The sequence below is a fragment of the Thauera sp. K11 genome (assembly GCF_002354895.1).
Classification (GTDB): Bacteria; Pseudomonadota; Gammaproteobacteria; order Burkholderiales; family Rhodocyclaceae; genus Thauera; species Thauera sinica.
This window is the reverse complement of sequence record NZ_CP023439.1, coordinates 3781497-3807917: the sequence shown is the minus strand read 5'-3', so window position 1 is coordinate 3807917 and position 26421 is coordinate 3781497. Positions and strand designations below refer to the sequence as shown.

Here is a 26421-nt window from a genome sequence, read left to right as displayed (position 1 = left end):
ATGAAACTGGCAACACTGAAACAAGGCGGGCGTGACGGCACACTCGTCGTCGTCAGCCGCGATCTCGGCCGCTGCTGCCCGGTGCCGCACATCGCGCCGACGCTGCAGGCGGCGCTGGACGACTGGGACGAACTCGCCCCGAGCCTGCGGGCCATGTACGAGCGGCTGAACGCCGGCGAAGTCGAGGATGCGCAGCCGTTCTCGGCCGCGGCATGCCAGGCGCCGCTGCCGCGCGCCTACCAGTGGCTGGACGGCTCGGCCTACATGAACCATGTGGAACTCGTGCGCAAGGCGCGTGGCGCCGACCTGCCGCCGTCCATGTACACCGACCCCATCATCTACCAGGGCGGTTCGGACAGCTTCATCGGGCCGTGCGACGACATCGTCGCCGCCGAGGAGTGGGGCATCGATTTCGAGGCCGAAGTGGCCGCGATCATCGGCGACGTACCCATGGGCGCCACCGCGGCGGAGGCGGCCGGCGCCATCCGCCTGCTGATGCTGGTCAACGACGTCTCGCTGCGCAACCTGATCCCGGCCGAACTGGCCAAGGGGTTCGGCTTCGTCCAGAGCAAACCCGCGTCGGCCTTCAGCCCGGTCGCGGTGACACCAGACGAACTCGGCGCGGCCTGGCATGACACCCGGATGCACCTGCCGCTGCGGGTGGCGCTCAACGGCCAGCCCTTCGGCATGCCGAACGCCGGCGTGGATGCCACCTTCGATTTCGGCATGCTCGCTGCCCACGTCGCGAAGACGCGCGAACTGGAAGCCGGGACCATCGTCGGCACCGGCACCGTGTCGAACAAGCAGGGCGGCTTGTGGGGGTCGTCGATCGCCAATGGCGGCGTCGGCTACTGCTGCATCGTCGAATTGCGCACCTACGAGACGCTGGAGCAGGGCAAGCCGAGCACCGGCTACATGCGGGCGGGCGACACCGTGCGCATCGAGGTGCTCGATGGCGACGGTCGGAGCGTGTTCGGCGCGATCGAGCAGAAGGTCGTAGTCCCGGCCCTGGCACCCCAATCCGGAGGCGCTCATGGCTGAGTCCCTGGAACACCCTCTCATCGTGGCTTCCGGTCCGTTCGGCAGGACCGTGGAAGCAGCCTGCGCCAGCCTGGCGATGCTCGGCGGCGCGATCTTTCTCATCGAAGCCATCATGTCGGTGGTGAGTGTGGTCGGGCGTGCGCTCTTCAACTTGCCCGTGCCGGGTGACTACGAACTGGTGCAGATGATGTCGGCGATGGGCATCGCCATGTGCCTGCCCTACTGCCAGCTCAGAAAAGGCCACGTGTTCGTCGATTTCTTCACCCTGTGGGCGCCGGCAGCGCTGAAACGCTTGCTCGATTCGCTCGCCGCGCTGCTGCTGGCCGCGTCGGCCTTCTTCCTCGCCTGGCGGGTGTGGGATGGCATGCTCGAAATGCGTGAATACGGCGAAACCTCGATGGTGATCGCGCTGCCGATCTGGTGGGGCTATGTGCCAGTGGTGCCGTCCTTCGTGCTGTTGGGCGTTGCGGCGCTGCAGACCTTCGTGTGCGAAGTGACAGGGGAGGGCGAAGCATGAGCGGCACGACGATTGGCCTGACCATGGGCGTGGTGATGATGGGCATGCTGGCGCTGCGGGTGCAGATCGGCATCGCCATGTTCCTCGCCGGCGCCATCGGCTACGTGTGGGCATCGGGCTGGGACCCCCTGCTCGCCTACCTCAAGAACGCGCCCTACGGCCGCTTCTCGCTGTACGACCTGTCGGTCGTCCCGCTCTTCCTCCTGATGGGCCAGTTCGCCACTCACGGCGGCCTGTCGCGCGCACTGTTCCGTGCCGGCAACGCCTTCATCGGCCACTGGAAGGGCGGCATGGCGATGGCGGGCGTGGGCGCCTGCGCCGGCTTCGGCGCGATCTGCGGTTCGTCGCTGGCGACCGCGGCGACGATGTCGCACGTGGTGATGCCGGAACTGAAACGCCATCAGTACAAGCCGGGCCTGGCCGGCGGCGCGCTGGCCGCGGGCGGTACGCTCGGCATCCTGATTCCGCCCTCGGTGCCGCTGGTGATCTACGCCATCCTGGCCGAGCAGAACATCGCCAAGCTCTTCGTCGCGGCCTTCGTGCCCGGCGTGCTGGCGGCGCTGGGCTACATGGTGGTGATCGCCATCGTCACCCGGCTCGACCCGGCAGCGGGCGGCCCCGGCAGCCCCAGGCACACTTGGGCCGAGCGCCTCTCAACGGTGATCGACACCTGGCCGGTGATGCTGATCTTCGCGGTGGTGATCGGCGGCATCTACGGCGGGCTGTTCACCCCGACCGAGGCCGCGGCGGTGGGCGTGGTCGCGACTGGCGTCACCGCCTGGAAGTCGGGCGGGTTGAAGGGCGAAGGGCTCATGGATTGCATCTACGGCACCGCGACCGGTACCGGCATGATGTTCCTGATCCTGCTCGGCGCCGACATGCTCAACGCTTTCATGGCCGTGAGCCAGATGCCGGTCGAAGCGGCGAAATGGGTGGATGGCATGGGCTTGGGTCCCTTCACGGTGCTGATCGCCATCATCGTCGTCTACCTGCTGCTCGGCTGCGTGATGGACAGCCTGTCGATGATTCTGCTGACCATTCCCATCTTCCTGCCCATCGTGCTGGGCATGGACTACTGGGGCCTGAGCACGGAGGACAAAGCGATCTGGTTCGGCATAATCGCGCTGGTGGTGATGGAGGTCGGCCTGATCACACCGCCGGTGGGGATGAATGTCTACATCATCAGCTCGATGAACAAGGACATCCCCATGTCCACCATCTTCCGCGGCGTGGTGCCGTTCCTGGTTTCGGACCTGCTGCGTATTGTCGTTCTGGTGCTGTTCCCGAGTATTTCGCTGTTCGTGCTGCGCTGGATCGGTTAGCGCGGCGGGCTGCTCCGAAGGCGTGGCATTCACGGATGCCACGCCACCGGTGAGCCGTCGCAAAGACAGCGGCGCCGATGGCCTGGCAATCGTCTTTCTCCAAGGCCGATGCCCCTCCCAACACGGTGGACTGCTCCTGCGATGAGTAGGCTGCCCTGCGGGTTGCGCTCCTCGATTGCCCGCATACGGACCAAAATGCTCATGAACCCTGCACTTGCCGCTTTGTTTCTGTCGTTGCTTCTCGGTGTGCAACCGGTGAATGGGTGTGACGGTACAGCGCTCCACTTGGCATCAGGTTTAACGTCCTCTTCATTTCCCCCTGGCGCATTTTGCAACCCTCTTGGCACCCCATGCGGCCCACAACCGTCTAGTCTTCCCCATCCGTAAGCGGACGCGCACACTCGCATCCGCAGGCGGCAGTTCCCGCGCCCTCAGGCCGGAACCGCCGCCCAAACCAACAAGGGACGGGGAGACATGAGCACCATCAAGTCCAGCATCAACACCCGCTCGGCGGACTTCCAGGCGAACGCCGCCAGCCTGCGCAGCCTGGTCGAGGATCTGCGCGCCAGGGCGGCCGAGGTGGCGCTCGGCGGCGGCGAGGCGGCGCGGGCCAAGCACTCTGCGCGCGGCAAGCTGCTGCCGCGCGACCGCGTCGATCATCTGCTCGATCCGGGCACGCCTTTCCTCGAGATCGGGCAACTCGCCGCGCACGGCATGTACGACGACGAGGCACCGTCGGCGGGCGTCGTCACCGGCATCGGCCGCGTGCAGGGCGTGGAGTGCATGATCGTGGCCAACGATGCCACGGTGAAGGGCGGCACCTACTACCCGATGACGGTCAAGAAGCACCTGCGCGCGCAGGAGATCGCCGAGCAGAACAACCTGCCTTGCGTCTATCTGGTGGATTCCGGCGGCGCCTTCCTGCCGCGGCAGGACGAGGTGTTCCCGGACCGTGACCACTTCGGCCGCATCTTCTTCAACCAGGCCAACATGTCGGCCAAGGGCATTCCGCAGATCGCGGTGGTGATGGGCTCGTGCACCGCCGGCGGCGCCTATGTGCCGGCGATGTCGGACGAGACGGTGATCGTCAAGAACCAGGGCACCATCTTCCTCGGCGGCCCGCCGCTGGTGAAGGCGGCCACCGGCGAGGTGGTGAGCGCCGAAGACCTCGGCGGCGGCGACGTGCATACGCGGCTGTCCGGCGTGGCCGACCATCTCGCCGAGAACGACACGCACGCGCTGTCGATCGCGCGGCGCATCGTCGCCAACCTCAACCGCGTGAAGCCGGTCGGCGTCGCCCTCGGTGCGGGCGAGGAGCCGGTCTACGATCCCGAAGAGATCTACGGCATCGTCCCCACCGACACCCGCAAGCCCTACGACGTGCGCGAGATCATCGCGCGCGTGGTCGACGGCTCGCGCTTCGACGAATTCAAGGCGCGCTACGGCACCACGCTGGTCACCGGCTTCGCCCAGCTCCACGGTTACCCGGTGGGCATCGTCGCCAACAACGGCATCCTGTTCGGCGAGTCGGCGCAGAAGGGCGCGCATTTCATCGAACTGTGCGGCCAGCGCGGCATTCCGCTGCTCTTCCTGCAGAACATCACCGGCTTCATGGTCGGCCGCAAGTACGAGAACGGCGGCATCGCCAAGGACGGCGCCAAGATGGTGACCGCGGTCGCCACCGTGCAGGTGCCCAAGATCACCACGCTGATCGGCGGCTCCTTCGGCGCCGGCAACTACGGCATGTGCGGCCGTGCCTACAGTCCCCGCTTCCTGTGGATGTGGCCCAATGCGCGCATCAGCGTGATGGGCGGCGAACAGGCGGCGAGCGTGCTCGCCACCGTGCGCCGCGACGGCATCGAGGCCAGGGGCGGCGCCTGGAGCAAGGACGAGGAAGAAGCCTTCAAGGCGCCGATCCGCGACCAGTACGAGGCGCAGGGCCACCCCTACTACGCCACCGCGCGGCTGTGGGACGACGGCGTGGTCGATCCGGCGCAGACGCGCCGCGTGCTCGGCCTGTCGCTGTCGGCGGCGCTCAACGCACCCATCCCGCAGACCCGCTTCGGCGTGTTCCGCATGTGAGCGCCGGGAGAAACACACGATGAGCTACGAGACCCTGGAAATCCTGCGCGACGGCGGCGTGGCGACGGTGTGGATGAACCGGCCGGACGTGCACAATGCCTTCAACGCGCAACTGATCGCCGACCTCACCGCCGCCTGCCGTGCGCTCGACGCCGACGACACGGTGCGCGTCGTGGTGCTGGCCGGGCGCGGCAAGAGCTTTTCCGCCGGCGCCGACCTCAACTGGATGAAGGCCGCCGGCGAGGCGAGCGAGGCCGAGAACTTCGCCGACGCGATGAAGCTCGCCGGCATGCTGCGCACCCTGGCCGGGATGGGCAAGCCCACCATTGCGCGCGTGCACGGCGCGGCGCTGGGCGGCGGCATGGGACTGGCGAGCGCCTGCGACATCTGCGTGGTGGGCGACAAGGCGGTGTTCGCGACCTCGGAAGTGAAGTTCGGCATCATCCCGTCGGCGATCAGCCCCTATGTGATCCGCGCCATCGGCGAACGCCACGCCTATCGCTACTTCCAGACCGCCGAACGCATCGGCGCGGTACGCGCCGGCCAGATCGGCCTCGCGCACGAGGTGGTGGCGACCGAGGAGATCGACGCCAAGGTGGCGGAAATCGTAGACGCGCTGCTGCAGGGCGGCCCGAAGGCGCAGGCCGCGGCCAAGGACCTCATCCGCGCGGTGGCGAACCGGCCGCTGGGCGACGCGGTGGTGGAAGACACCGCACGCCGCATCGCCGCCCTGCGCGCCACGCCGGAGGCCAGGGAAGGGCTGGACGCGTTCTTGTCGAAGCGGTTGGCGGCATGGGTGCCGAGGGGCTGAGTTCGCGGTAACCAAGGCAGGAAGGCAGGAAGAAGGGTGGTACCGGATCGAGCCTGCCCCACCGCCGGACCGGATTCGATGCATCGACGTAACGGCCCTGCCTCGTCGGGTGCGCAGCAAGAAGGGAAGACGGCATGGACTTCATCTACGCCTGGAGCAGCAAACTCGATTCCCTGAGTCCGCTGCTCGACTGGAGCGGCATCCCGCTCGATCTCGCCTCGCTGGCGGCGCTCGCGGCGGGGCTGGGATGGGCGAGCGGGCTGCGGCTGTATGCGCTGGTGTTCGTGCTCGGCGCGCTGGGACGCTTCGGCGGCGTGCATCTGCCGGGCGACCTCGCGGTGCTCACGCATCCGCTGGTGCTGGGACTGTCGGGGCTGATGCTGTCCGTCGAGTTCTTCGCCGACAAGCTGCCCTGGCTGGATTCGCTGTGGGACGCGGTGCATACCTTCATCCGCATCCCGGCGGGCGCCGCGCTCGCCGCCGCGGTGATGGGCGACATGGGCGGCGCGGCGCAGGTGGCCGCGGCGCTGGCCGGCGGCACGCTGGCGGCGGGCACGCACTTCGCCAAGGCGGGCGCGCGCATGGCGATCAACGCCTCGCCCGAGCCGGTGACCAACGTCTCCGCCTCGCTCGGCGAGGACGCGCTGTTCGCCGGCGGGCTGTGGATGCTGCTGCACCAGCCGCTGTGGTTCCTCGGGGCACTGGCGGCCTTCCTGCTGCTGGCCCTGGCGGTGATCGTGCTGATGTGGCGCTTCATCGGACGACTGTTCCGGCCGCGGACGCGGTCCGGAGCGACATGAGACAAGAGAGAGGCTGGAGACGACATGTTTGACAAGATCCTGATCGCGAACCGCGGTGAAATCGCCTGCCGCGTCATCAAGACCGCCCGCCGCATGGGCATCAGGACCGTGGCGGTGTATTCCGACGCCGACGCCGACGCCCGCCACGTGCGCCTTGCCGACGAGGCGGTGCTGATCGGCCCGGCGGCGGCGCGCGAAAGCTACCTGGTGGTCGACAAGATCATCGCCGCGGCCAAGGCCACCGGCGCGCAGGCCATCCACCCCGGCTACGGCTTCTTGTCCGAGAACGAGGACTTCTGCGACGCCTGCGAGCGCGAAGGCATCGTCTTCATCGGCCCGCCGGTGTCGGCGATCCGCGCCATGGGCTCGAAGTCCGAGGCGAAGAAGCTGATGGAGGCGGCCGGCGTGCCGCTGACCCCCGGCTACCACGGCGACGACCAGACGCCCGCCTTCCTGCACCGGCAGGCCGACGCCATCGGCTACCCGGTGCTGATCAAGGCCGCGGCCGGCGGCGGCGGCAAGGGCATGCGCCTGGTGGAGCGGTCCGAGGACTTCATCGACCTGCTCGCCTCCTGCAAGCGCGAGGCGGTCTCCAGCTTCGGCAACGATCACGTGCTGGTGGAGAAATACATCACCCGCCCGCGCCACATCGAGATCCAGGTATTCGGCGACACCCACGGCAACGTGGTGTACCTGTTCGAGCGCGACTGCTCGGTGCAGCGCCGCCACCAGAAGGTGCTGGAAGAGGCGCCCGCGCCCGGCATGACGGCCGGGCGCCGCGCGGCGATGGGCAAGGCGGCGGTCGAGGCGGCGAAGGCGGTGGGCTACGTCGGCGCCGGCACGGTGGAGTTCATCGCCAACCAGGACGGCTCGTTCTACTTCATGGAGATGAACACCCGCCTGCAGGTCGAGCACCCCGTCACCGAGATGATCACCGGCCTGGATCTCGTCGAGTGGCAGTTGCGCGTGGCGTCCGGCGAAAGGCTGCCGCTCGCGCAGGAGCAGTTGCAGATCCGCGGCCACGCGCTGGAAGCGCGCATCTATGCCGAAGATCCGGCGAAGGGCTTCCTGCCGTCGACGGGCCGCCTGGTCCACCTCGCGCCGCCGGCCGAGAACCTGCACGTGCGCGTCGACACCGGCGTGGAAGAAGGCGACGGGATCAGCCCGCACTACGACCCGATGATCGCCAAGCTCATCGTCTGGGACATCGACCGCGACCGCGCGCTCGCCCGCATGCTGCAGGCGCTGGCCGACTACCGCGTGGTCGGCGTGGCCAACAACATCGAGTTCCTGTCGCGCCTGACCGCCTGCCCGGCGTTCGCCGCCGCCGACCTCGACACCGGCCTGATCGAACGCGAAAGGGACTACCTCTTCCCCGAGGACGAGGCGGTGCCCGGCGACGTGTGGCTGGTCGCCGCGCTCGCCGAACTGGTGCGCGAAGGCCGGCGCGCGGAAGAGGCTGCGCGCAGCCATCGCGATCCGCTGTCGCCCTGGCATGCGCGCGACGGCTGGCGCCTGAACGCGACCGCGCGGCGCGAACTGGTGTTCCGCCTCGGCGAGGCGCAGCAGGCGGTCGGCGTGGACTACCTGCCCGGCCGCTACCGCCTGACGGTAGGCGCGCGCAGCGTGCAGGCGCGCGGCGAACTCAATCCGCGCGGCCTGCTGCGCGTCGAACTGGACGGCCTGCGCATGGACGCCACGGTGATCGTCGGCGCCGAGAAGCGCTACGTCTTTCTGCAGGGGCGGGCCTGGCCGCTGACGCGCGTCGATCCGCTGCTGCACACCGGCGAGGGCGCGGGGGCCGAGGGCGGGCTGCTGGCGCCGATGCCGGGCAAGGTCATCGCGCTGGTCGCGGCCGAAGGCGCCGCGGTGGAGAAGGGCGCGCCGCTGCTGATCCTGGAGGCGATGAAGATGGAGCACACCATCACCGCCCCGGCCGCCGGCACGGTGAAGTCCTTCCGCTTCGGCGTCGGCGACCAGGTGGGCGACGGCGCCGAACTGGTGGAATTCGAGGCGAAAGCCTGAGAGCGGCCCGAGCCGCCTGCGGCAAGACGAGACGACGAAGAGCGCAAGAAAGGAGACGAAGGAGATGGGCAACCCGAGCTACGTGCATGGCGCATCCGACAAGCTGCTGATCGGCCAGACCATAGGCCGTTTCTTCGACGAAGCCTGCGCCCGCCACGCGGAGCGCGATGCGCTGGTGGTGCGCCACCAGGACGTGCGCCTGAGCTACGTCGCGCTGAAGCACAAGGTCGATGCGCTGGCCTGCGGCCTGATGCGCCTCGGCCTGGAGCCGGGCGAGCGCGTCGGCATCTGGTCGCAGAACAACGCGGAATGGGCGCTGACGCAGTTCGCCACCGCCAAGGCCGGGCTGGTGCTGGTGAACATCAACCCGGCCTATCGCCGTGCGGAACTGGAATACGCGCTGAACAAGGTCGGCTGCCGCGCGCTGGTCCTGTCGCCGTCGTTCAAGACCAGCGACTACCTGGAGATGATCGGCGACCTCGCCCCCGAACTCGGCCACTGCGAGCCCGGCCTGCTGCGCAGCCATGCGCTGCCGGCGCTGGAATTCGTCATCCGCATGGGCGCCGGGCGCACGCCGGGCATGCTGAACCTCGACGACCTGCTCGCGGCGCCCACGCGCGACGAACTGACCGCGCTGGCATTGCGCGGCGAGAAGCTGCAGTTCGACGACCCGATCAACATCCAGTTCACCTCCGGCACCACCGGCCACCCCAAGGGCGCGACGCTGTCGCACCACAACATCCTCAACAACGGCTACTTCGTCGGCGAGGCGATCCGCCTGGTGCCCGGCGACCGCCTGTGCATCCCGGTGCCGCTGTACCACTGCTTCGGCATGGTGATGGGCAACCTCGGCTGCCTGACGCACGGCGCCACGATGGTGTACCCGGCCGAGGCGTTCGATCCGCTGTCGGTGCTGGAAGCGGTGTCGGACGAGAAATGCACCGCGCTGTACGGCGTGCCGACCATGTTCATCGCCGCGCTCGACCATCCGCGCTTCGCCGGATTCGACATCGCCAGCCTGCGCACCGGCATCATGGCCGGCAGCCCGTGCCCGATCGAGGTCATGAAGCGCGTCATCGAACGCATGAACATGCGCGAAGTGACGATCGCCTACGGCATGACCGAAACCTCGCCGGTGAGCTTCCAGAGCGGCACCGACGACCCTATCGACCGCCGCGTGTCCACGGTGGGCCGCATCCAGCCGCACCTGGAAGTGAAGATCGTCGACAACGAGGGCCGCATCGTGCCGCGCGGCATGCCGGGCGAACTGTGCACCCGCGGCTACTCGGTCATGCTCGGCTACTGGGGCGACGAGGCGAGGACGAAGGAAGCGATCGACGCCGCCGGCTGGATGCACACCGGCGACCTCGCGGTGATCGACGAAGCCGGCTACTGCAACATCGTCGGCCGCATCAAGGACATGGTGATCCGCGGCGGCGAGAACATCTATCCGCGCGAGATCGAGGAATTCCTCTACTCCCACCCCGGGATCCTCGACGTGCAGGTGGTCGGCGTGCCCGACGAGAAATACGGCGAGGAACTGTGCGCGTGGATCATCCCGCGCGAGGAAGGCGCGCTCACCGAGGCCGACGTGCGCGCCTTCTGCCAGGGCCAGATCGCGCACTACAAGATCCCGCGCCACATCCGCTTCGTCGACAGCTTCCCGATGACGGTGACGGGAAAGATCCAGAAGTTCATGATCCGGGAGAAAATGAAGCAGGAACTGGGGCTGCAGGAGTCCAGGACCGCCTGAGCCCGCGGGATGCGGCCGCGCCGGCGGCCGTGATCGTCACTCGGAATGGAGCATCGTCCATGACCACTTCAAACCTGCCGTCCTCCGTGCGCATCGTCGAGGTCGGCCCGCGCGACGGCTTGCAGAACGAAAAGCAGGTGGTGCCGACCGACATCAAGGTCGAACTGATCGAGCGCCTCGCCGAAGCGGGGCTGGCGACCATCGAGGCCACCTCCTTCGTGTCGCCGAAATGGGTGCCGCAGATGGGCGACAGCACCGAGGTGCTGCTCCGCGTGCTGGCGCAGCCGGCGCCCGGAGTCTCCTATCCGGTGCTCACACCCAACCTCAAGGGCTTCGAAGCGGCGCTCGCCGCCGGCGCGCAGGAGGTGGCGGTGTTCGCTGCCGCGTCGGAATCCTTCAGCCGCAAGAACATCAACTGCTCGATCGCCGAATCGCTCGAACGCTTCCGCCCCGTCACCGCGGCCGCGCGGGAGGCGGGCGTGAAGGTGCGCGGCTACATCTCGTGCGTCGCCGGCTGTCCCTACGAGGGCGAGGTGGCGCCGCGGAAGGTGGCCGGGGTCGCCGCCACGCTGCGCGACATGGGCTGCTACGAGATCTCGCTCGGCGACACCATCGGCACCGGCAACCCCTTGAGCATCCGCCGCATGCTGGAAGCGGTCATGCAGGAAGTCCCGGCCGCGCAACTGGCCGGCCACTACCACGACACCTACGGCATGGCCGCGGCCAACGTCTTCGCCTCGCTCGACATGGGCGTGGCGGTGTTCGACGCCTCGGTCGGCGGTCTCGGCGGCTGCCCGTATGCGGCCGGCGCATCCGGCAACGTCGCCACCGAGGATCTGGTGTGGCTGCTGCACGGCATGGGCATCGCCACCGGCATCGACCTCGACCGCCTGGTCGACACCGCCGCCTGGATCAGCGCGCAGCTCGGCCGCGAGCCGGCTTCACGCGTCGCGCGCGCGGTGCTGGCCAAGCGCGCGCAGGCTGCGTGCGTGAACTGAACGGGATGAGTGCCTGGAGGCTGGATGCCGGCTGCAGGTGCGAGCTTCACCAGTCGAGTGTCGCCGGGATGGTCCGAAGTCCCCGACGTCGCATGGGGTCTCCAATGCGGCGATGGAGTCCGCAACACGGCAGGTCTGGCGGCGGGGGATGCGCGGAGCGGACGAGCACTGTCCGAGTCCCGAGCGAAGCGAGGTCGAGTTGCGCAGGACGCGGAGCGCATCCCCCGCCGCCAGACCGGATCCAGAGCAACCATGCCAAAGCACGCGCAATCCCTCCACACGACCGGCGCACGGCCATGCGCCAGCCGGCCCCGCGATTACAATGGCCGTCCCCGACGAGAGCCACGGAAATGAGCGTCCCTTCCCCCTGCATCAACATCTGCCGCATGAGCGCGGAAACCGGCCTGTGCGAAGGCTGCCAGCGCACGATGGACGAGATCGCATGCTGGAGCCGCAGCTCCGACGCCGAGCGGCGCGCCATCCTCGCGCTCGTCGCGCGGCGGCGGGAACGGCTCCCGGCCGCGCGCGCCACGGCAGAGGGAGCGGCGCGATGAGCGGCGATGCACTGTGCGTGGGCGTGTGCATGATCGACTGGGACTCCGGCGTCTGCATGGGCTGCGGACGCACCGCGGACGAAATCAACGGCGTGCCCGTCCCGCCGCCCACGGACGAAGCGGCGCCGGCCGCGCCGCTGCCGCCCAACGTGGCGGCGGAAGTCGGCGAGGGCAGCGATTGAGCGCCGCGCTGCGCTTCCCGCCCGGCCTGCAGGTGTTCGAGCGCGGCTGGCTGTCGGCCAACAACATCCTGCTGCTCGACGGCGACGAGGCGACGCTGATCGACAGCGGCTACGTCAGCCACGCGCCGCAGACGCTGGCGCTGCTGCGCGGCGCGCTCGGCGGGCGGCGCCTCGCGCGCCTCATCAACACCCATTCCCATTCCGACCACATCGGCGGCAACGCCGCGGTGCAGCGCGAATTCGGCTGCACGATCACCGTGCCCGAAGGCATGGCCGCGGCGGTGGCGGACTGGGACGAAGCGGCGCTGCTGCTGTCCACCGCGGCGCAGACGGGCGAGCGCTTCGCCGCCGACGCCACGCTGGCCGCGGGCGACGTCTTCGCCGCCGGCGGACTGCAATGGCAGGCGCTGGCGGCGCCGGGCCACGACATGGATGCGCTCGTCTACTACAACGCCGAGCGCCGCATCCTGATCTCGGGCGATGCGCTGTGGCGCGACGGCTTCGGCATCCTGTTCGCCGACGTGCTGGGCAGCGGCGACGGCGTGGGCGCCGCGCGGCGCACGCTGGAGGCGATCGGCCGCCTCGCCGTGGATGCGGTGATCCCCGGCCACGGCGCGCCGTTCTCCGATTTCGACGATGCGCTCGAACGCGCCTTCGCGCGGCTGCGCGCCTTCGAGGACGACGGCGCGCGCATGGCGCGCAATGCGATCCGCGCCTGCCTCACCTTCCACCTGCTCGATGCGCGCAGCATCGCGCTCGACGAACTGCCGCGCCACCTGGCGGAAACGCCGCTGTACCGCGAGGCGAACGCCCGCTTCCTTGGCCTCGCGCCGGATGCGCTGGCGGCCTGGCTGGTGGGTGAACTCGAGCGCGCCGGCGTGGCGCATCGGGAGCACGGCGCGCTGGTCGCGTCGGCGGGGAGCAGCCTGCCGCCGGCGCAGGCCGGCGCGCCCCGGCCCGCGGGCGGAGCAGCCTGAACCTGCCGGCGGCCGGTCCGTACCCGACGCCCGGCTGCGGGCGGCGGTTCGGAGCGGCATCGGATGGGCCGCAGGGAACGCGCGGCGCTTTTCCCGTCTAAGCGGGTTGGGCGTCTCCGAGCGCTGCGAGCATGGGGCCGGCGCGGCGGGGCGGTTATCCGAAACCGGCAACGCGGGCCGGCGCCGCGCCGGCCGCCGGGGCTGCGCTATAGTGGCGGCGGCAAATTCGGCTTCTTTCGTCGGTTGGGGAACATGCAGATCGTACTCATCAGCGGCCTTTCGGGCTCGGGCAAGAGCATTGCGCTGAACGTGCTGGAGGACGCCGGCTACTACGTCGTGGACAATCTGCCGGCAACGCTGCTGCCGCAGCTCGTGTCCCACCTGCGCGGCGTCGGCTACGGGCGGGTGGCGGTGGCGGTGGACATGCGCTCGGGGGTCAGCATCGCGGCCCTGCCGGTCCAGGTCGAGGCGCTGCGCGGCATCGTCGACGACCTGCGCTTCATCTTCCTGGAGGCGCGCGACGACGCGCTGATCGCGCGCTTCTCCGAAACGCGCCGCCGCCACCCGCTGGCCGAGGAGGGCGTGTCGCTGGAGGAGGCGATCCGCCGCGAGCGCGAGGCGCTGGACGAGATCGCCGAACTCGGCCACCGCATCGACACCAGCGACTTGCACCCCAACACCCTGCGCGCCTGGGTGAAGGACTTCATCCACGTGGAGGCGAGCGAGGGACTCACACTGATGTTCCAGTCCTTCGGCTTCAAGTACGGCATCCCGCTCGACGCCGACCTGGTGTTCGACGTGCGCTGCCTGCCCAATCCCTATTACGACCTGAACCTGCGCCCGCTTACCGGCAAGGACCAGTTGGTGATCGACTTCCTGAAGCGCATCCCCGAAGTGGGCCGCATGGCGGAGGACATCCGCAGCTTCGTGGCCAACTGGCTGCCGGCCTACGTGCGCGACAACCGCAGCTACCTGACGGTGGCCATCGGCTGTACCGGCGGCCAGCACCGTTCGGTCTATCTGGCCGAATGGCTGGCGGGGAAGTTCGAGGACAAGGTGCGGGTGATCGTGCGCCACCGCTCGGCGGCGCGGCGCGCGGTGGACCAGACGGCTTCGCGCCAGTGAGGATGAGCCCCGGCGCATGGCGGCACCTGCTGCGTCCGGGGGACGTGCTGGTGGCGCTGGCCGGGCTGGGCGTGTGCGTGCATGCAGCCGTCCTGCTGTGGCAGGGCGGCGCGCCGGACGGCGCGGTGGTGAGGGCGGGAGGCAAGGTGTTCGCCGAACTCGGCCTGTCGCGCCGGCAGGTCGTCGATGTGCCGGGGCCGCTGGGCATCACGCGCATCGAGATCGAGCCGGGCCGCGCGCGCGTCGCCTCCGACCCCGGGCCGCGGCAGTACTGCGTGCGCCAGGGCTGGCTGAGCCGCGCCGGCGCGGTGGCGATCTGCGCGCCCAACCAGGTCAGCCTGACGCTGACGGGGCGCGGGGCGGACTATGACGCGCTCAACTATTGAACTCGTTCCCACCGCAGAGGACCACCGCATCGCCCGCCACGCGGCGGCGGCCATCGCGCTGACGGTGGCCGAGGCGGCGATCCCGCTGCCCTTGCCCGGCGTCAAGCCGGGGCTGGCCAACATCGTCACGCTGGTGGTGCTGGCGCGCTGGGGCTGGCGCGAGGCGGCGTGGGTGGCGCTGCTGCGCGTGTTCGCCGGCAGCCTGCTGCTCGGCCAGTTCCTCGCGCCCGGCTTCTTCCTGAGCCTGTCGGGGGCGCTCGCCAGCCTCGTCGCGCTGGGCGCGTCCATGCATCTGCCGGCGCGCTGGTTCGGCCCGGTGAGCCATAGCATCCTGGCTGCGTTCGCGCACATCGGCGCGCAGTTGCTGGTGGCGCGGCTGTGGCTGGTGCCGCACGACGGCGTGTTCTACCTCGTGCCGGTGTTCGCCATGGCGGCGGTGGTGTTCGGCCTGGCCAACGGCCTGGTGGCGGCGCGCCTGCTCGCCGAACTGCGGGCCGCGGGGCCGCAGGGGCCTGCGGCGGGCTGAGGGCCGTTCAGCCGAGGTGGGCCGGGAGCCACTGCAGCAGCCGGCGCCAGCCGTCCTCCGCCTCGGCCGGGCGGTAGCTGGGGCGGTAGTCGGCATGGAAGGCGTGCGGCGCATCGGGATAGACGACGATCTCGCTGTGGTTGCCGGCCTTGGCCAGCGCGGCGCGCATCGCCTCCACGTCCTTCAGCGGAATGCCCTGGTCCTGGCCGCCGTAGAGGCCCAGCACCGGCGCGTGCAGGCGCGCGGCGACGTCCAGCGGGTGGCGGGGCGTCATGTTGGTGGGCGAGCCGTCGAGGCGGCCGTACCAGGCCACGCCCGTCTTCAGCCTGGGGTTGTGGGCGGCGTACAGCCAGACGATGCGGCCGCCCCAGCAGAAGCCGGTGATGGCGAGCCGGTCCGGGTCGCCGCCTTTTTCCGGGGCCCAGCCGGCGCAGGCGTCGAGATCGGCCATGACCTGCGCATCGGGGATGCGCGACACGACGTTCTCCACCAGGGCCGGGATGCTCTCGTATTTGGACGGATCGCCGACGCGGAAGTACAGCTCCGGCGCGATCGCCAGGTAGCCCGCCTTCGCCAGGCGCCGGCATACGTCGCGGATGTGCTCATGCACGCCGAAGATCTCCTGCACCACCAGAACCACCGGCACGGCGCCGTTCGCGGCCGACGCGGCCGGCCGCGCGAAATACAGCGGCAGGCTGCCGCCCGCCACCGCGATCGTGGCGTCGCCCGCCTCCAGTCCCTCCGCATCGGTCGTGATCACCGTCTGTGCCTGCACGGGCTGCACCGCCAGCGCGAAACCGGCGGCGGCGACGGTGGTGACGAAGGTGCGCCTGTCCATGTGGGCGGCGGGGAGCAGGCTGTCGATCTCGGGGTGGGCGACGGTGTTCATGAGGGTCTCCGGTGGGGGCGGGTTCTTCTTGGCCGGGCGTCGAACGGCGCGACGATGTGACGCGCCGGCCAGGACGAATGTTCCGCAAGCGGCGCGGCGATTGCAAGGACGGCGGCAACGTGGTGTATTCGGGCATCGGGCCCGGCGCTGCGCCGCGGTCCGCACGACAAGGACCAGGAGACCCTCATGACCGAGCGCGCCATCAGCCGCTTCCCGCTACCTCCACTCGATTCGCTGCCGCAGGACGTGCGCGGGCGCATTCTCGCCGTGCAGGAAAAGGCGGGGTTCGTGCCCAACATCTTTCTGGCGCTCGCGCACCGGCCGGCGGAGTTCCACGCCTTCTTCGACTACCACGATGCGCTGATGGAAAAGGACGCCGGCCTCACCAAGGCCGAGCGCGAGATGATCGTCGTCGCCACCTCCGGGGCCAACGAGTGCCTGTACTGCGTGGTGGCCCACGGCGCGATCCTGCGCATCCGCGCGAAGAATCCGCGCCTGGCCGACCAGCTTGCGACCAACCACCGCAAGGCCGAGATCACGCCGCGCCAGCGCGCGATGCTCGACTATGCGATGAAGGTCGCGCTGCGCGCGCAGGAGATCGGCGACGAGGACCATGCCGCGCTGCGGGCGCACGGCTTCGACGACGATGCGATCTGGGACATCGGCGCCATCGCCGCCTTCTTCGGCATGAGCAACCGCATCGTGAACTTCGCCAGCATCGCGCCCAACGACGAGTTCTATCTGATGGGACGCCTGCCCAGGACCTGAGCGGGGCGCCATGAGCACGCCGCAGGGCGGGGCGGTCGAGGCCGAGGTGCTGCGCATCGTCGGCGAACTCGTCGGCGAGCTGCGCGCCGGACGGCCGGCCGCGGCGGCGCTGGACAGCCACCTCGAGCGCGACCTGGGCCTGGACAGCCTGGCGCGGGTGGAGCTTCTCGCCCGCCTCGAACGCAGCGCCGGCGTCAGGCTGCCGCCCGACACGCTGGCCGCCGCCGAGACGCCGCGCCAGTTGGCGCAGGCGCTGCACGACGCGCATCCGGACATCGCCGCGGCCGTCCCCGAACCCGTCGCGGCGGCGCCGGCCCGAGAGCACGTCGAGGCGCCGGCGGCGGCCACGCTCGTCGAGGTGCTGCAATGGCATGCGCAGCACTGGCGGCAGCGTGTCCATGTGCGCCTGCTGCATGACGATGCCGAGGTGGCGGCGCTCAGCTACGGTGCCCTGCTCGACTCCGGCCTGCAGATGGCGGCGGGCCTGCGGCGCACCGGGCTGCAGCCCGGCGACGCGGTGGCGATCATGCTGCCGACCGGGCTCGAGTTCTTCGCCGGCTTCTTCGGCGCGCTGCTGGCGGGCGGCGTACCGGTGCCGATGTACCCGCCGACGCGGCCGTCGCAACTGGAGGACCATCTGCGCCGCCAGGCCGGCATCCTGGCCAGTTGCGGCGCCCCGGTCCTGCTCACGGTGGCGGAGGCGCGCCTGGCGGCCGGCGTGCTGCGCGCGCAGACGCCGACGCTGCGCCACGTCGTCACGCCGCCGGAACTGCAGGAGGATGGCGCTGCGGGGACGGCCGCGCCGGCATCGGCAGGCGGACTCGCGCTGCTGCAATACACCTCGGGCAGCACCGGCAACCCCAAGGGCGTGATGCTGACCCACGCCAACCTGCTCGCCAACATCCGCGCCTGGAGCGGCGCGATCGCGCTCGCTCCCGGGGACGTGTGCGTGAGCTGGCTGCCGCTGTACCACGACATGGGCCTCATCGGGACCTGGCTCGGCAGCCTGTACAACGGCAATCCCCTGGTGCTGATGCCGCCGCTGGATTTCCTGTCGCGTCCGGTCAACTGGCTGCGCGCGATCCACCGTTACCGCGGCACCATCACCGCGGCGCCGAACTTCGCTTTCGAACTGGTGGTGCGCCATGCCGCCCGGGCCGAACTCGCGGGGCTGGACCTGTCGTGCTGGCGGCTGGCGATCAACGGCGCGGAACCGGTGAGCCCGGACACGATGGAGCGCTTTTGCGCGCACCTCGCCCCGGCCGGTTTCAGGCGCGAGGCGATGACGCCGCTCTACGGCCTGGCCGAGAACGCGGTCGGGCTCACGGTGCCCGCCCCCGGCCGCGGCCCCCTCATCGACAGGGTGCGGCGCGACACCTTCCTGCGCCGCGCGCTGGCGGTGCCCGCGGCGGACGTCGGCGATGCGGACGCGATCCGTTTCGTCGGCTGCGGGCGGCCGCTGCCCGGGCACGCGCTGCGCGTGGTGGATGCCGGCGGGACGCCGCTGCCGGAGCGGCAGGTGGGGCGCATCGAATTCCAGGGGCCCTCGGCCACCGCCGGGTACTACCGCAACCCGGAGGAGACCGCGCGCCTCTTCGACGGCGACTGGCTCGACACCGGCGACCTCGGCTACCTCGCCGGCGGCGAGCTGTTCGTCACCGGCCGCGTCAAGGACATGATCATCCGCGGCGGGCGCAACCTCTATCCCTACGAACTGGAGGAGGCGATCGGTGCGCTGCCCGGCGTGCGCCGCGGCTGCGTCGCGGTGTTCGGCGCGCTCGACCGGGCGACGGCGGGCGAGCGCCTGGTCGCGGTGGTCGAGACGCGCGAGGACGCGGACGAGGCGCGCCGCACGCTGGTGCGCGCCGTCGAGGACCTGGCGCTGGAACGCCTCGGCCTGCCGCTCGACGAGGTCGTGCTGGCACCGCCGCACAGCGTGCTGAAGACGTCCAGCGGCAAGATCCGCCGCGCCGCGACGCGCGATCTCTACCTCGCCGGCGCGCTGGGCAGTCGCCGCGGCGTGCGCATGCAGATGCTGCGCCTTGCCGCCGCGGGCCTGGCCGCGCAGGGCCGGCACCTGCTGGCGCGCTGCGGTGCGCTGTCGTGGGCCGGCTGGGCATGGGCGATGCTGCTGGTGCTGGCGCCGCCGGTGTGGCTGGCGGTGGTGGCACTGCGCCGTCCCGCGCGGGGCTGGCGCATCGCCCGGCACGGGGCGCGGGCCTATGCGCGGCTGATCGGCGTGCCGGTCGAGGTGGAAGGCACGGTCAACCTGCCGCCGCAGGTGCCGTGCGTGGTGGCGGCCAACCATGCGAGCTATGTCGATGGCCTGGTGGCGGTCGCGGCGCTGGCGCGGCCCTTCACCTTCGTCGCCAAGCGCGAGCTGGGCGAGCATCCGATCGCCGGCCCCTTCCTGCGCGGCCTCGGCGCCGCCTTCGTGGAGCGCTTCTCCCTGGCCGACAGCGTCGGGGCCGCGCGCGAACTTGGCGAACGTGCCCGCGCCGGGGAGTCGCTGTTCTTCTTCCCGGAGGGGACCTTCGTCCGCCGCGCCGGGCTGCGCGAGTTTCGCCTCGGCGCCTTCCTGACAGCCGCGGAGGCCGGCCTCGAGGTGGTGCCGCTGGCGATCCGCGGCACGCGCGCGGTGCTGCCCGACGAAACCTGGATGCCGCGGCGGGCGGCGATCACCGTGCATCTGGACGAACCGCTGGCAGCCTCGGGGCGCACCTGGCAGGCGGCCGTTGCCCTGCGGGATGCGGTGCGCGCCCGGATACTCGCCCGCTGCGGCGAACCGGATCTGGCCGGCTGAAGGTGCAACGGCCCGCCCCAAGGGGTGCCGGCACGCTCGATGGACGGGCGATGGCGGTACGGCATGGCACCATGGCGGGCGAGGCGCATGCCCCGCAGCCGCCGGAGACGGCGTCCGTCCCCGGCCGGGCGCCGCCATGCGAAACGATGGAATCTGGCAGCCGTGCTGCCCGGGAGTGCCTGGAAGGATGATGCGACTGTGCGTTTGTCTCGTCTGCATGCTGTTGCTGCTGTCCGGTTGCGGCGAGCCGCCGCGCGCCGTGCTCCGCGTCGGCGTCAGCCCCTGGGTGGGCTACGACCCCCTGGTGCTTGCCGGTGAACTGGGGCTGGTCGATGCGCGGCGCGTGCGCGTGGTCGAGGTCGGTTCCAGCAGCGAAAGCCTGCGCGGCCTGCGCAACGGCGTGCTGGAGGCCGCCGCGCTCACGCTGGACGAGGCCCTGCGGCTTGCGGACGAGGGCATGGCGATCCGCATCGTGGCCCTGCTGAGCCTGTCGGACGGTGCCGACGCGGTGGTGGCCCGGCCGCCCGTCGCCACGCCTGCCGACCTGCGTGGCAAGCGCATCGCGGTGGAGGATTCCGCCGTCGGCGCGCTGGTGCTGGCGCGTGTGCTGCAGGCCGGAAAGCTCGAACGCGGCGACGTGTCGGTGCTGCGGGTGGAGGCGTCGCGGCAGCGCATCGCGGCCGGCTCCGGCAACGTCGATGCGGTGGTCGCCTACGAGCCGATCGCCAGCCTGTTGCGGGCCGACGGTGCGCGCACGATCTTCGACAGCCGCCGGATGCCCGGCGAGATCGTCGGCCTGCTGGTGGTGTGCGAGGGCGTGCTGGCCGAGCGCGGCGACGACGTGGTCGAACTGCTGGCCGGCTGGGAGCGCGGGCTGGCCGCCCTGCGCGCGGATACCGCCGGGCACGCGGCGCTGCTCGCGCCCGGCATCGATCTCACGGCGGAGCAATACCACGCGATCCTGGGCGGACTCACCTTCCTGACGCTGGGCGACAGCGTGGCCAGCTTCGAGGGCCGGGCGCCGGCGATCGCCGCGGCCGGCCGCAGGACGGCCGAAAGCCTGCGGGAAATGGGCCTGATCCACGGCAGCGGGGACTGGTCCGCCCTCCTTGCCGCGGAGCCCGCGCGGCAGGCGCTCGGAGGTGCGCGGTGATCCGCCGCCTGCTCTACCTGCTGCCGGCCCGCTACCTCGTGCCGCTGGGCATGGCGGTGCTGGCCCTCGTGCTGATCGCGTTCACCGCCTGGCAGCAGCGGCAGGAGCAGCGCGCGGCGATCGACGCCGAGCAGCGCAGCAGCCTGCGCGGCCGGCTGCATGTCGAGCAGAGGCGGCTGCAGGTCCAGCTCGGGCTCGGCAACCGCATGCAGGCGCGCAGGCTGGTCTCGGAATGGGGGCGCAGGCCCGAGATCACGCATGCCTACCTGGTGGACCCGGAACTGCGCGTCTTCGCATCGATGCGCAGGGCGAGCATCGGCAAGCCGCTCGGCGAAGCGCTGGGCGGCGAGGCGCCCGCGATACGCACCGCGCTGCTCGACGCGGCGCGGCGGCCGGACCTGGGCGTGCATGTCCAGGCCCCTGATGCGCCGGGGCTGGCGCTGGTCGGCCGGGCGGCCGTCGTGCCCGACTACCGCCTCATCGTCTACAGCGACCTCGAGCCCCTCCTGGCCATGCGCACGCATGAGGGCCGCGGCGAGATCTGGCGCGTGTCGGCACTCATCCTGGGCCTGGCCGTCCTCGTCGCCGCCGTCCTGCACCTGCTGTGGTTCCGCCGCGCCCGCCGCCTGGTGACGGCGCTGCGCGCCATCGGCTCCGGCGACCTGGGGACGCGCGCCGGCCTGGCCGGGCGGGACGAGTTCGCCGAGATCGGCGCGGCGGTCGACCAGATGGCCGGCAGCCTGCAGTTCCGCCACACGCGGCTCGAGCAACTGACCTCGATCCTGGCGCGCTCGCCGGTGGTGGCGATGGAGTGGGAGAACAGCCCGGGCTGGCCGGTGAGGATGGTCAGCGACGCCATCTCGCAGTGGGGCTACACGGTCGATCGGGTGCTGGCCGGCGATTTCATCTTCGCCGACCTGATCCATCCCGGCGACCGTCCGCGCATCCAGGACGAGGTCGCCCGCCATCTCGCCGAAGGGCCGGACGACTACCGGCAGGAATACCGCCTGAAGACCGCCGACGGGCGCTGGGTCTGGGTGGACGACCGGACCTGGCTGACGCGCGACGCCGGCGGCCGCGTGCTGACGATACATGGCGTGCTGCTCGACATCACCGCGCAGCGCACCGCGGAGGACGAACTGCGCCGCATCAACGCCGGGCTCGAGGCGCGCGTGGCCGAGCGCACCGCGCAGTTGAAGGCGGCCAATCTCGAACTGGAGGCGTTTTCCTATTCGGTATCGCACGACCTCAAGGCGCCCCTGCGTGGCATCGACGGCTACAGCCAGATCCTGCTGCAGGACTACGGTGGCCGCTTCGACGACGACGGCCGCGTGCTGCTTCGCAACGTCCGCCGCGGCGTGGCGCAGATGCATGGACTGATCGAGGATCTGCTCGCCTATTCGCGCACGGAGCGGCGCGCCTTCGAGGCGCAGCCGCTCGGCCTGCGCGAACTGGTGGGCGACGTGCTGGAGTCGCTGCGGCCCGAGCTCGAGCGCTGCGGCGCGGTGGTCGACGACCGCCTGCCGCCGCTGTCGGTCGTCGCCGACCGTGACGGTTTGAACATGGTCGTGCGAAATCTGCTTGATAACGCGCTGAAGTTCAGCCTTAATGCCGCCCCACCGCGCATCTGCCTCGGGGCGCAGGCCGAGGGCGCGCGCGTGGTGCTGTCGGTGCGCGACAACGGTGTCGGCTTCGACATGAAATACCATGACCGAATCTTCGAGATATTCCAGCGTCTGCACCGTGCGGAAGACTATCCCGGTACCGGCGTCGGGCTCGCGCTGGTGCGCAAGGCCGTGCAGCGCATGGGCGGACGGGTCTGGGCCGAGAGCGCCCCGGGGCAGGGCGCCTGCTTCTACGTGGAACTGCGCAAATGACGAACACGCTGGCGTCGCCGCCCATCCTGCTGGTCGAGGACGATCCGGTCGATCTCGACCTCACCCTGCGTGCCTTCGGAGGCAGGCGCTGCGGCCATCCGATCGAGGTGGCGCGCGACGGCGAGGAGGCCCTGTCCTACATCGCACGCTGGGATGCGGGCGAGCGCCTGCCGCTGTTCGTGCTGCTCGACATCAAGCTGCCGAAGATCAACGGGCTCGAAGTGCTGCGCGAATTCAAGGCGCATCCGCAATACCGGCGCATCCCGGTCGTCATCCTGACCTCGTCGGGCGAGGATAGCGACCTGCGTTCCGCCTACGACCTCGGCGCGAATTCCTACATCGTCAAGCCGGTCGATTTCGGCCGTTTCGGCGAGGCCATCGGGCAGGTGGAGAACTACTGGTGCGCGCTCAACCATGGAGTGCAGAAATGATGGCGGCAGGGCAGGCGATGCGGGTGCTGTACGTCGAGGACAGCGCCGCCGACGCGGACCTCGCCCGGCGCGCCCTGGTGCGCGCGGCGCCGGACGCCGAACTGGCCGTCGCGCCGTCGCTCGCCGAGGGGCTGCGGTACCTCGGCGGTGCGCCGGTGCCCGACGTCCTGCTCGTCGATCTGAAGCTGCCGGACGGCAGCGGGCTGGACCTGCTCGCCGGCGTGCGCGCACGCTCCCTGCCCGTGGCGGTGGTGGTGCTGACCGGCCTGGGCGACGAGGAGGCCGCGGTGTCGGCGCTGAAGGCGGGCGCCGACGACTACCTCGTGAAGCGCGACGACTACCTCGCGCGCCTTCCGCGCCTGCTGGCCGACGCCCTGGCCCGCTTCCGTGCGCAGCAGCAGCGCAGGGGGGAACCGCTCAGGGTGCTCCATGCCGAGCGCAACGCGGCCGATGCCGATCTGATGCGGCGCCATCTCGAGGCCCACGCGCCGCACATCCGGCTCGAGGCGGTCGGCAGCGCCGGCGAGGTCCTGGAACGGCTGCCTGCCGCATCCGGCCAGCCCTGCGCCTACGACGTGCTGCTGCTGGACTTCCGCCTGCCCGGCATGGACGGCCTGGAGCTGGCGCGTACGCTGCGGCACGAACGCGGGCTGGACCTGCCCATCGTGCTGACCATCGCCGGGCACGGCAGCGAAGAGGTCGTGGCGCAGGCGGTGAGCCTGGGCGTGGACGACTACCTGACCAAGCACGAGGGCTACCTGTACGAGATTCCGGCCACGCTGGAGAAGGTGCAGCGCCAGGCGGCGCTGGTGCGCGAGCGCGCCGAACTGCGGACCACCGCCGCGCGGCTGTCGCGGCTGCTGATGGCGAGCCCGTCCGTCCTCTACAGCATGAAGTTCGACGGCGGGCACGCCGTCCCGGTGTGGGTCAGCGAGAACGTCGTCCGCCTCACCGGCTTTTCGGTCGAGGAGGCGCTGGCCCCCGGCTGGTGGTGCGGCAACCTCGATCCGCGCGGCTCGGGGGTCGCCGCCGACTGGCTGCAGCGGCTCCTCGAGACCGGCACCCTGCGGCAGGAGTACTGCTTCCGCTGCAAGGACGGAAGCCCGATCTGGCTGCTCGACGAGCTTCATCTGCTGCGCGCGCCGGACGGCCGCCCGCTGGAGATCGCCGGCACATGGACCGACGTCACGCTGCGCAAGCAGGCAGAGCTGCTGCGGGTGGCGCGCGCGGACGTGCTCGACCAGGTCGTCGCGGCGCGGCCGCTGCACGAGATCATGGAGAGCATCGTGCGCCGGCTGGAGTCGATCGCGCCGCAGATGCGCGTGTCGGTGCTGCTCCTGGACGGCAAGACACAGTGCCTGGACGTGGTCGCGGCCCCCAGCCTGCCGGCCTTCTACAACGAGGCGATCCAGGGGCTCGAGATCGGCGACGGCCGCGGCTCCTGCGGCACCGCCGCGTGGCGCGGCGAGACGGTGGTGGTCGAGGATGTGGACACCCACCCCTACTGGACGTCCTACCGCGCCCTGGCACGGGAGGCGGGCCTGCGCGCATGCTGGTCGGTGCCGTTCAAGGATGCCGGCGGGCGCGTGCTGGGTACCTTCGCCGCCTATTTCGGCGAGCCGCGCGGGCCGCAGGGCGCGGAACTCGAGCTGCTGCAGGAATTCGCCCGCATCGCCGGGCTGGCCGTGCAGCGGGTGCGCGCCGAAGCCGCGCTGCGGCAATCGTCCGCGGTGTTCGAGAGCACGCGCGACGGCGTCGTCATCACCACGCTGGAACCGCGCATCGTCGCGGTCAATCCGGCCTACACCGAGATCACCGGGTACACGCCGGACGAGGTGCTGGGCCGCGACCCGAACTTCGTGAAGTCCGGCCGCCACGGGCGGCAGTTCTACCGCGAGATGTGGGCGAGCCTGAACGAACTCGGCTACTGGCAGGGCGAGATCTGGAACCGGCGCAAGAACGGCGAGGTGTATCCGCAGTGGCTGACCATCAGCACGGTGCGCGACGAGGGCGGGCAGGCCAGCCAGTACGTCGGCGTGATGACCGACCTGACCCAGCTCAGGCGCTCCGAGCAGCAACTGGAACGCCTGTCCCACTACGATCCGCTCACCAACCTGCCGAACCGGCTGCTGGTGCAGTCCCGGCTGGAGCATGCGATCGAGCAGGCCCGCCGCCATCACGACGGCGCGGCGGTGCTCTTCCTGGACCTCGACCGCTTCAAGAACGTCAACGACGGCCTCGGGCATCCGGCGGGCGACGAACTGCTGCGCGCGGTCGCGGGGCGCCTGCGCGGCGGCCTGCGCGACGAGGACACGCTGGCGCGCGCGGGCGGCGACGAATTCATCGTCGTGCTCGAGGACCTGCAGTCGCCCGACGAGGCGGCCAGCGTCGCGCAGAAGCTGATCAACCTGGTGCAGCAGCCGTTCGTGCTGTCGGGCGGGCAGGAGGTGATCGTCAGCGCCAGCATCGGCGTGGCGCTGTACCCGGACGACGGCGAGACCGTCACCGAACTCAACCAGCATGCCGACGTCGCGCTCTACCAGGCCAAGGAGCTGGGGCGCAACACGTTCTGCTTCCATTCCGCGGCGCTGACGAGCCGCGTGAACGACCATCTGCAACTGGAAATGCGGCTGCACCGGGCACTCGAGCGCGGCGAACTGCTGCTGCACTACCAGCCGCTGGTCGGCCTGGAGCCGGGGCAGCCGATCCGCGCCGAGGCCCTGCTGCGCTGGCAGCCGCCGGACGAGGCGATGGTCCCGCCGGCCCGCTTCATTCCGCTGGCCGAGGAAACCGGGCTCATCGTGCCGATCGGCGACTGGGTGCTGCGCGCGGCCTGCCGCCAGGCCAAGGCATGGCTCGACGCCGGCCTGCATTTCGGCGGCGTGTCGGTGAATCTTTCGGTACGCCAGTTCCGCCAGAAGGACATCGTCGACGAGGTGGCCGACGTGCTTGCGGCGACGGGCCTGCCGGCGCGCTACCTGGAACTGGAGATCACCGAGTCGGCGCTGATGGAAGGCGTGGAACGGGCGGTGGCGACGCTGGATGCGCTGCGCAGGCTGGGCGTGAGCCTGGCCATCGACGACTTCGGCACCGGCTACTCGTCGCTCGCCTACCTGAAGCGACTGCCGCTCGACAAGCTGAAGATCGACCAGAGCTTCGTGCGCGGCCTGCCGGACGACGGCAACGACCACGCGATCGTCACCGCGACGATCGCGATGGCGCGCAGCCTGGGGTTTTCCACCGTGGCGGAAGGGGTCGAGACCGAGGCCCAACTCGAGGTGCTGCGCAAGCTGGGCTGCAGCGCCTACCAGGGCTACCTGTTCAGCCCGCCGCTGGCGCCGGACGCCTTCGCGCGGCATGCCCTCCTGCTGGTGGCCGGATGAGCCGGCGGCGATGCGCCG

The 26421-nt window shown here is 70.6% G+C and carries 22 protein-coding genes; 21 read left to right on the top strand and 1 reads right to left on the bottom strand.

Annotation, left to right across the window (positions count from 1 at the left end; translation table 11 throughout):
* From CCZ27_RS16580 to CCZ27_RS16510, 15 genes are all read left to right on the top strand, one after another.
* Complete coding sequence (locus CCZ27_RS16580; RefSeq protein ID WP_096450002.1) at positions 1–1041, top strand: fumarylacetoacetate hydrolase family protein; 1041 nt, start codon at positions 1–3, stop codon at positions 1039–1041.
* Positions 1034–1558, top strand: a complete 525-nt coding sequence (locus tag CCZ27_RS16575; protein WP_096450000.1) for a TRAP transporter small permease — start codon at positions 1034–1036, stop codon at positions 1556–1558. Before CCZ27_RS16580 ends, CCZ27_RS16575 begins: the two co-directional genes overlap by 8 nt.
* Positions 1555–2880, top strand: a complete 1326-nt coding sequence (locus tag CCZ27_RS16570; RefSeq protein ID WP_096449998.1) for a TRAP transporter large permease — start codon at positions 1555–1557, stop codon at positions 2878–2880. Before CCZ27_RS16575 ends, CCZ27_RS16570 begins: the two co-directional genes overlap by 4 nt.
* Positions 2881–3354: 474 nt before the next feature.
* Positions 3355–4962, top strand: coding sequence for a carboxyl transferase domain-containing protein (locus tag CCZ27_RS16565; RefSeq protein ID WP_096449996.1), 1608 nt, complete (start codon positions 3355–3357; stop codon positions 4960–4962).
* Positions 4963–4981: 19 nt separating this feature from the next.
* Complete coding sequence (locus CCZ27_RS16560) at positions 4982–5773, top strand: enoyl-CoA hydratase/isomerase family protein (RefSeq protein WP_096449994.1); 792 nt, start codon at positions 4982–4984, stop codon at positions 5771–5773.
* Between the two features lie 134 nt (positions 5774–5907).
* Positions 5908–6573, top strand: a complete 666-nt coding sequence (locus CCZ27_RS16555; protein WP_096449992.1) for a DUF4126 domain-containing protein — start codon at positions 5908–5910, stop codon at positions 6571–6573.
* 24 nt (positions 6574–6597) lie between these two features.
* Complete coding sequence (locus CCZ27_RS16550) at positions 6598–8598, top strand: acetyl/propionyl/methylcrotonyl-CoA carboxylase subunit alpha (protein ID WP_096449990.1); 2001 nt, start codon at positions 6598–6600, stop codon at positions 8596–8598.
* 64 nt (positions 8599–8662) lie between these two features.
* Entirely contained in the window at positions 8663–10351 is a 1689-nt protein-coding gene (locus CCZ27_RS16545; RefSeq protein ID WP_096449988.1) for an AMP-binding protein, read from the top strand.
* A gap of 59 nt (positions 10352–10410) precedes the next feature.
* Complete coding sequence (locus CCZ27_RS16540) at positions 10411–11349, top strand: hydroxymethylglutaryl-CoA lyase (protein ID WP_096449986.1); 939 nt, start codon at positions 10411–10413, stop codon at positions 11347–11349.
* Positions 11350–11699: 350 nt separating this feature from the next.
* Positions 11700–11903, top strand: a complete 204-nt coding sequence (locus CCZ27_RS16535) for a DUF1289 domain-containing protein (protein ID WP_096449984.1) — start codon at positions 11700–11702, stop codon at positions 11901–11903.
* Positions 11900–12085 (top strand): DUF1289 domain-containing protein, encoded by a 186-nt coding sequence (locus tag CCZ27_RS16530; RefSeq protein ID WP_096449982.1) that lies wholly within the window; start codon positions 11900–11902, stop codon positions 12083–12085. Before CCZ27_RS16535 ends, CCZ27_RS16530 begins: the two co-directional genes overlap by 4 nt.
* The gene (locus tag CCZ27_RS16525; protein ID WP_096449980.1) at positions 12082–13062 is read left to right on the top strand and encodes an MBL fold metallo-hydrolase; all 981 of its coding nucleotides are present in this window, start codon (positions 12082–12084) and stop codon (positions 13060–13062) included. Before CCZ27_RS16530 ends, CCZ27_RS16525 begins: the two co-directional genes overlap by 4 nt.
* A gap of 252 nt (positions 13063–13314) precedes the next feature.
* The gene (gene rapZ / locus CCZ27_RS16520) at positions 13315–14187 is read left to right on the top strand and encodes an RNase adapter RapZ (protein ID WP_096449978.1); all 873 of its coding nucleotides are present in this window, start codon (positions 13315–13317) and stop codon (positions 14185–14187) included.
* Between the two features lie 2 nt (positions 14188–14189).
* Positions 14190–14573, top strand: coding sequence for a NusG domain II-containing protein (locus tag CCZ27_RS16515; RefSeq protein WP_096449976.1), 384 nt, complete (start codon positions 14190–14192; stop codon positions 14571–14573).
* Positions 14554–15099, top strand: coding sequence for a Gx transporter family protein (locus tag CCZ27_RS16510; protein WP_198363158.1), 546 nt, complete (start codon positions 14554–14556; stop codon positions 15097–15099). Before CCZ27_RS16515 ends, CCZ27_RS16510 begins: the two co-directional genes overlap by 20 nt.
* 7 nt (positions 15100–15106) lie before the next feature.
* Here CCZ27_RS16510 and CCZ27_RS16505 read toward each other — a convergent pair whose 3' ends face one another.
* Complete coding sequence (locus tag CCZ27_RS16505; RefSeq protein WP_096449974.1) at positions 15107–15988, bottom strand: dienelactone hydrolase family protein; 882 nt, start codon at positions 15986–15988, stop codon at positions 15107–15109.
* Between the two features lie 186 nt (positions 15989–16174).
* On the opposite strand from CCZ27_RS16505, the gene CCZ27_RS16500 reads away from it, so the two are divergent.
* The 6 genes from CCZ27_RS16500 to CCZ27_RS16475 all read left to right on the top strand — a co-directional run bounded on the left by CCZ27_RS16500 (position 16175) and on the right by CCZ27_RS16475 (position 26403).
* Positions 16175–16756: a peroxidase-related enzyme gene (locus tag CCZ27_RS16500; protein ID WP_096449972.1), complete on the top strand. Its 582-nt coding sequence runs from the start codon at positions 16175–16177 to the stop codon at positions 16754–16756.
* Between the two features lie 10 nt (positions 16757–16766).
* On the top strand, positions 16767–19559 hold the full coding sequence (locus tag CCZ27_RS16495; RefSeq protein ID WP_096449970.1) for an AMP-binding protein: 2793 nt from the start codon (positions 16767–16769) through the stop codon (positions 19557–19559).
* A gap of 187 nt (positions 19560–19746) precedes the next feature.
* Entirely contained in the window at positions 19747–20712 is a 966-nt protein-coding gene (locus tag CCZ27_RS16490; protein WP_198363157.1) for an ABC transporter substrate-binding protein, read from the top strand.
* Positions 20709–22589, top strand: a complete 1881-nt coding sequence (locus tag CCZ27_RS16485; RefSeq protein ID WP_198363156.1) for an ATP-binding protein — start codon at positions 20709–20711, stop codon at positions 22587–22589. The genes CCZ27_RS16490 and CCZ27_RS16485 overlap by 4 nt, the downstream gene beginning before the upstream one ends.
* Positions 22586–23020, top strand: coding sequence for a response regulator (locus CCZ27_RS16480; protein ID WP_096449966.1), 435 nt, complete (start codon positions 22586–22588; stop codon positions 23018–23020). Before CCZ27_RS16485 ends, CCZ27_RS16480 begins: the two co-directional genes overlap by 4 nt.
* Positions 23017–26403, top strand: a complete 3387-nt coding sequence (locus tag CCZ27_RS16475) for an EAL domain-containing protein (protein WP_232516449.1) — start codon at positions 23017–23019, stop codon at positions 26401–26403. Before CCZ27_RS16480 ends, CCZ27_RS16475 begins: the two co-directional genes overlap by 4 nt.
* Positions 26404–26421: the final 18 nt, after the last annotated feature.

Bases quoted from the DNA above. Each gene is read 5' to 3' on its own strand.
- CCZ27_RS16540 (WP_096449986.1), top strand. From the start codon at position 10,411: ATGACCACTTCAAACCTGCCGTCCTCCGTGCGCATCGTCGAGGTCGGC.
- CCZ27_RS16565 (WP_096449996.1), top strand. From the start codon at position 3,355: ATGAGCACCATCAAGTCCAGCATCAACACCCGCTCGGCGGACTTCCAG.
- CCZ27_RS16515 (WP_096449976.1), top strand. From the start codon at position 14,190: ATGAGCCCCGGCGCATGGCGGCACCTGCTGCGTCCGGGGGACGTGCTG.
- CCZ27_RS16495 (WP_096449970.1), top strand. From the start codon at position 16,767: ATGAGCACGCCGCAGGGCGGGGCGGTCGAGGCCGAGGTGCTGCGCATC.
- CCZ27_RS16480 (WP_096449966.1), top strand. From the start codon at position 22,586: ATGACGAACACGCTGGCGTCGCCGCCCATCCTGCTGGTCGAGGACGAT.
- CCZ27_RS16490 (WP_198363157.1), top strand. From the start codon at position 19,747: ATGATGCGACTGTGCGTTTGTCTCGTCTGCATGCTGTTGCTGCTGTCC.
- CCZ27_RS16505 (WP_096449974.1), bottom strand. From the start codon at position 15,988: ATGAACACCGTCGCCCACCCCGAGATCGACAGCCTGCTCCCCGCCGCC.
- CCZ27_RS16555 (WP_096449992.1), top strand. From the start codon at position 5,908: ATGGACTTCATCTACGCCTGGAGCAGCAAACTCGATTCCCTGAGTCCG.
- CCZ27_RS16475 (WP_232516449.1), top strand. From the start codon at position 23,017: ATGATGGCGGCAGGGCAGGCGATGCGGGTGCTGTACGTCGAGGACAGC.
- CCZ27_RS16580 (WP_096450002.1), top strand. From the start codon at position 1: ATGAAACTGGCAACACTGAAACAAGGCGGGCGTGACGGCACACTCGTC.
- CCZ27_RS16575 (WP_096450000.1), top strand. From the start codon at position 1,034: ATGGCTGAGTCCCTGGAACACCCTCTCATCGTGGCTTCCGGTCCGTTC.
- CCZ27_RS16550 (WP_096449990.1), top strand. From the start codon at position 6,598: ATGTTTGACAAGATCCTGATCGCGAACCGCGGTGAAATCGCCTGCCGC.
- CCZ27_RS16570 (WP_096449998.1), top strand. From the start codon at position 1,555: ATGAGCGGCACGACGATTGGCCTGACCATGGGCGTGGTGATGATGGGC.
- rapZ (WP_096449978.1), top strand. From the start codon at position 13,315: ATGCAGATCGTACTCATCAGCGGCCTTTCGGGCTCGGGCAAGAGCATT.
- CCZ27_RS16500 (WP_096449972.1), top strand. From the start codon at position 16,175: ATGACCGAGCGCGCCATCAGCCGCTTCCCGCTACCTCCACTCGATTCG.
- CCZ27_RS16545 (WP_096449988.1), top strand. From the start codon at position 8,663: ATGGGCAACCCGAGCTACGTGCATGGCGCATCCGACAAGCTGCTGATC.
- CCZ27_RS16560 (WP_096449994.1), top strand. From the start codon at position 4,982: ATGAGCTACGAGACCCTGGAAATCCTGCGCGACGGCGGCGTGGCGACG.
- CCZ27_RS16535 (WP_096449984.1), top strand. From the start codon at position 11,700: ATGAGCGTCCCTTCCCCCTGCATCAACATCTGCCGCATGAGCGCGGAA.
- CCZ27_RS16510 (WP_198363158.1), top strand. From the start codon at position 14,554: ATGACGCGCTCAACTATTGAACTCGTTCCCACCGCAGAGGACCACCGC.
- CCZ27_RS16530 (WP_096449982.1), top strand. From the start codon at position 11,900: ATGAGCGGCGATGCACTGTGCGTGGGCGTGTGCATGATCGACTGGGAC.